The organism is Halorubrum tibetense (genome assembly GCF_042661865.1).
Lineage (GTDB): Archaea > Halobacteriota > Halobacteria > Halobacteriales > Haloferacaceae > Halorubrum > Halorubrum tibetense.
In genome coordinates this window covers 1-4711 of sequence record NZ_JBHSWW010000221.1, presented here as the reverse complement: position 1 = coordinate 4711, position 4711 = coordinate 1, and the positions used below count along the sequence as shown (strand labels likewise).

At 67.3% G+C, this 4711-nt stretch carries 5 protein-coding genes and 1 pseudogene; 4 read left to right on the top strand and 2 right to left on the bottom strand.

Annotated features, from left to right (window positions below; all coding sequences use genetic code 11):
* Window positions 1-681, bottom strand: a 681-nt coding sequence (locus tag ACFQEU_RS12310) for a M48 family metallopeptidase (protein ID WP_379782553.1), incomplete at its 3' end; no start/stop codon positions are given.
* 220 nt (window positions 682-901) lie between these two features.
* Between ACFQEU_RS12310 and ACFQEU_RS12305 the strand changes: the two genes are divergently transcribed.
* Together ACFQEU_RS12305 and ACFQEU_RS12300 are read left to right on the top strand one after the other, a co-directional pair.
* Window positions 902-1984 (top strand): aminopeptidase, encoded by a 1083-nt coding sequence (locus ACFQEU_RS12305; RefSeq protein ID WP_379782551.1) that lies wholly within the window; start codon window positions 902-904, stop codon window positions 1982-1984.
* Between the two features lie 134 nt (window positions 1985-2118).
* Window positions 2119-2403 (top strand): amphi-Trp domain-containing protein, encoded by a 285-nt coding sequence (locus ACFQEU_RS12300; protein WP_379782549.1) that lies wholly within the window; start codon window positions 2119-2121, stop codon window positions 2401-2403.
* Window positions 2404-2423: 20 nt separating this feature from the next.
* On the opposite strand, the gene ACFQEU_RS12295 is transcribed toward ACFQEU_RS12300, so the two are convergent.
* Window positions 2424-2999 carry a response regulator gene (locus tag ACFQEU_RS12295; protein WP_379782546.1) on the bottom strand — a complete coding sequence of 192 codons (576 nt, stop codon included), beginning with the start codon at window positions 2997-2999 and terminating at the stop codon, window positions 2424-2426.
* A gap of 232 nt (window positions 3000-3231) precedes the next feature.
* Here ACFQEU_RS12295 and pan2 point away from each other — a divergent pair.
* Window positions 3232-4408, top strand: a pseudogene (pan2, locus tag ACFQEU_RS12290) (proteasome-activating nucleotidase Pan2).
* Window positions 4409-4495: 87 nt separating this feature from the next.
* Window positions 4496-4711: pyruvoyl-dependent arginine decarboxylase (locus ACFQEU_RS12285; protein ID WP_379782544.1), on the top strand; the 216-nt coding region annotated here is incomplete at its 3' end.

The window sequence follows — 4711 nt, the reverse complement described above, 5'->3', positions numbered from 1 at the left end:
TCGAACGAGCAGCGTCGCGAGCACGAAGCCGCCGATCAGCCCCGCCACGAGGCCGCGGCGGAGCCGCGAGAACACGCCCGACCGATCGCCGGGTCGCCCCCGGATCCACGCCGACCCCGCTGCCAGTCCGGAGAGCACTAACAGCGCTGGGACCGCCGACAGCGTCGCGACCCCGACGAGCGTCCGAGCGAGCCCGTCCGCGACCGCGGTAACGACCCCGTCGTTCGCCTCCAGGTGGGCGAGCTCGTGTGCGAGGATCGCCTCGATCTCCGGTGCGGAAAGGAGCCGGAACAGCGAGCGGTCCATCACGAGCGCGCCGCCGTCGTCCCCGCCGACCGCGAACGCGTTCGGCGTGTGGAGGTCCGCGACGTACAGCGTCGGCCGCGCGACGTCCATCCGGGCGACGAGCTCGTCGAGTCGCCGGTGGAGCCCCGGGGCTTGAGCACGGGGGACGCTGTCGGACTCGATAGCCGTGACGAGCCGGGTGGTCCCGAACCGGTAGCTGAGATACGTCGACAGGACGGCCGCGACGACGAGGAGGGCGGCGAGTTCGAGGAGCCCCGGCACGAGCGACCAGAGGACGCGGAACCCCTCGACGACGAGCAGCGCCGCGAGCAGGTAGCCGACGAGAAGGGAGACGCCGACCGTCGCCGCGACGAGCCGGAACGCGATCCGGGCCATGGTCCGTCTACGCGGGGCGGGGTCAAACCCGTTGTGTACGGTTTCGTTGCCGCACACGGTCGCTACCCCGCACGGCGTATCCATCTGCCGTAGGCCGTATCCGTCTGCCGTAGGCCGTGTCCATCTGCCGTAGGCCGCTCCTGTCTGCCGTAGGCCGCTCCCCGCCGTCTCGGGACGCGGAAAGGAAAACGGTAATCCGTCGGGGCGAGACGAACGGGACATGGACGCACGCGTACGTGAACACGCCGAGATCATCGCGGACCACTCGACCGGGATCGAGTCGGGCGACGACGTCGTCATCCAGCTGCCGACGGAGGCCGAGGACCTCGCTGTCGCCCTCCACGAGGTCTGTGGCGACCGAGGGGCGAACCCGGTGTATCTGAACTACTCGAAACGGGCCGATCGGGCGTTCAAACGCGCCGCCGACGGGTTCGAGGAGCCGGCCCACCGGCGCGCGCTGTACGAGGAGACGGACGTGTTCGTCATCGCCCGTGGGGGCGCGAACGTCACCGAGGACGCCGACGTCGCGCCGGAGACGAACGCCGCGTACAACCGGGCGATGGAGGACGTGAAACGCGAGCGGCTCTCGAAGACGTGGTGTCTCACGGGGTACCCGACACCGGCGCAAGCCCAGCTCGCCGGGATGAGCACCGAGGCCTACGAGAACTTCGTCTGGGACGCGGTCTCGCTCGACTGGGACGCACAACGGGAGTTCCAAGCCCAACTGGTCGATATCCTGAACGACGCCGACGAGGTCCGGATCCGGTCCGGCGACGACACCGACGTTACGATGCGGATCGCCGGCAACGAGGCGCTCAACGACCACGGCGAGGCGAACCTCCCTGGCGGCGAGGTGTTCACTGCCCCGGTCCGCGACAGCGTCCAGGGCGAGGTCCACTTCGACCTCCCGCTGTACCGGTACGGCCGCGAGATCGACGGCGTCCGCCTTCGATTCGAAGACGGGCGAGTCGTCTCACATTCGGCCGAGCGCAACGAGGAGCTCCTCACCGGGATCCTCGACACCGACGAGGGGTCGCGCTATCTCGGGGAGCTCGGGATCGGGATGAACCGTCAGATCGACCGGTTCACGTACAACATGCTGTTCGACGAGAAGATGGGCGACACCGTCCACATGGCCGTCGGCTCCGCGTACCCCGAAACGGTCGGCGAGGGGAACGAGACCAACGAGTCCGCCGAACACGTCGACATGATCGTCGACATGAGCGAGGACTCCACTATCGAGGTCGACGGCGAGGTCGTCCAGCGCGACGGGACGTTCGTGTTCGAAGACGGGTTCCGATAACGGCGGCTCGGTCCGTCCGTTTGAACCGGCCGTCCGAGCCGCTTGCTCGCCCGTCCGAGCCGCTTGTTCGGCCGGCTCCCGATCAGGGGGCGTGCCCGAGCGGGTTTATATGCCCACAGCGCGTTCTCCCGGGCATGCCTGAAGAAGTCCTCTTCGAGTCGGAAAGCGGTCGGACTCGCGCGGAGATCGCCTCGTACCTCCGAACCGTCGCGGACGCACTGGAGGCCGGCGAGAGTATCACGCTCGCCGCCGGCGACCAATCGGTGACGATGGACCCGCCGTCGCGACCGACGTTCGAGGTGAAAGCGGAACGGGAGGGCCCCGCCGACGGGCCCGGCGAGCTCAGCATCGAGTTCGAGCTGGAGTGGGACGAGCACGGCGGCGACGGCGCTGCCGGCGGTGACCTACGGATCGAATAACTCCACCCGACCCCCTCGATCTAGGGTGCGTGGCTAGTGATCTCGACGAACGCGTCCTCCGCCGAGAGGTGATCGAGCGTCTCGTCGACCTCCGAACGGACCGAACGGATCCGGTCCATCAACTCCTCGTACTCTTCCGTTCCGGTCATCCCGGAGGCTTCGAGCGCCGCCTTCTTCGAGGCGAGCGCGAAGAACCGCTGGCTCCGTTCGTCGAACGCCGCCCGATGGAGCAGCACTTCGACGAGCGCGACGAGATCCTCGCGGGTGACCGGCTTCGTTTTGTAGTCGTCGAACGGCATGTCGACGATGTCGACGTCGGGTTCGACCGCGGTCAGCATGGCGACCCGCGCGTCGTATCCCTCCTCGCGGATCGCGTCGAGCACCTCGTGACCCGACATCTTCGGCATCCGTCGGTCGAGCAACACGACGTCGACGGTGTCGTCCATCATCGAGAGCGCTTCTTCGCCGCCGGTCGCGACGCGGACGTCGTAGGCGTCATCGAGATACACCCGATACAGCTCCGCCAGGTCGGGTTCGTCGTCGACGGCGAGGACCGTTGGGGAGGGCTCGTCCGCGGTCAACTGAGGGTCGGTCATGACCCCTTGGTCGCGGTCGGTTGGCTACTCGCGGCGACCGGTTTCGGCCCGCGAGCGGTTGCGTTTCGTCGACTCATACGTGTCGATTTCCCGTTCGTCGGCATAAAACCCACCGGGTAATTTATCAACTGTGATACTCTCGGTGGGACCCATCGAGCGCCGCTGCTCTGCGGCCGTCGAACCGCCGTGACCCAAAGGCACATTTACGGGCACGCCGTACGACGGGTAACGAATGTCTCATAGTCCTTCACTCCCCGATCGCCCTCGTCTGGAACTCGATCCGGAGATGAGCGAGGCGGAGCGGCTGGAGGCGATACGGCAACACTACCGCCGCATCGTCCGGATGAACGACGAGCTGGCCGACCGGCTCGACGACGCCCGCGGGCGGCGCGGCGAGCTAAAATCCGACGTCGACGAGCTGAAACGCGAGAACGAAGTGCTGAAGACGTCCTCGCTGTACATCGCCTCGGTCGAAGAGATCACCGAAGATGGGGTCGTCATCAAACAGCACGGAAACAACCAGGAAGTGTTGACACAGACGGCGACCCGTCTGAACGCCGACCTCCGTCCCGGCGACCGCGTCGCGATCAACGACTCGTTCGCGGTCCAGCAGGTGCTCGACGACGAGACGGATTCACGCGCACAGGCGATGGAGGTCACGGCGTCGCCGGACGTCACCTACGACGACATCGGCGGCATCGACGATCAGATCCGTGAGGTCCGCGAGGCGGTCGAGGACCCGCTCGAGAACCCGGAGCAGTTCGAGACGGTCGGTGTCGAGCCCCCGAGCGGCGTGCTGCTCCACGGCCCGCCGGGGACGGGGAAGACGATGCTGGCGAAAGCGGTCGCCAACGAGTCGGACGCGACGTTCATCAAGATGGCCGGCTCCGAGCTCGTTCGGAAGTTCATCGGCGAGGGGGCTCGGCTCGTCCGTGACCTGTTCGAGCTGGCGGCCGACCAAACGGACCGACTCGAAGACCTCCGGCGACGCCGAGGTCCAGCGGACGATGATGCAGCTGCTCAGCGAGATGGACGGGTTCGACGAGCGCGGCGAGATCCGCATCATGGCGGCCACGAACCGTTTCGATATGCTCGACGAAGCGATCCTCCGACCCGGTCGCTTCGACCGCCTCATCGAGGTGCCCGAGCCCGGTCCTGAAGGTCGCGAGCGCATCCTCGAGATCCACACCCGCGACATGAACGTCGCCGACGACGTCGACGTCGGTGTCGTTGCCCGCGAGCTCGAGGGGTACAGCGGCGCGGATATCGCCTCGCTCGCGACGGAAGCGGGGATGTTCGCCATCCGTGACGGGCGGACCGAAGTCGTTCAGGCCGACTTCGAGCAGGCGCGCGCGAAGCTCCAAGACGCGGAAAACACCGACGAGCGCGTCATCAATTACCAGTACTGAGCGGTCCGCGGAGCGCGCCTGTTCGCCGCCGCTGGCCCTCTCAGCCGATCCGTAACCCCTTACCACGAACGTCGTCGAACTCCGCTAATGAACACGATCCACGTCGCTGGCGGCGTCGGTGTCGCCGACACGGCGATGGCTTCCTACGATTCCGCGCTTGCGGACGCGAACCTCCACAACTACAACCTCGTCGCGGTCTCCTCCGTCGTCCCGGCGGACGCCGCGGTCACGCGGGTCGAGCGGGCTCCCGACCTCGGCCCCGCGGGCAACCGACTCACCGTCGTCGAGGCGCGCCGGACGGTC

Excerpts from the sequence above, each read along its gene's own strand:
- ACFQEU_RS12305 (WP_379782551.1), top strand. The coding sequence starts at position 902 with ATGGACGCACGCGTACGTGAACACGCCGAGATCATCGCGGACCACTCG.
- ACFQEU_RS12300 (WP_379782549.1), top strand. The coding sequence starts at position 2,119 with ATGCCTGAAGAAGTCCTCTTCGAGTCGGAAAGCGGTCGGACTCGCGCG.
- ACFQEU_RS12295 (WP_379782546.1), bottom strand. The coding sequence starts at position 2,999 with ATGACCGACCCTCAGTTGACCGCGGACGAGCCCTCCCCAACGGTCCTC.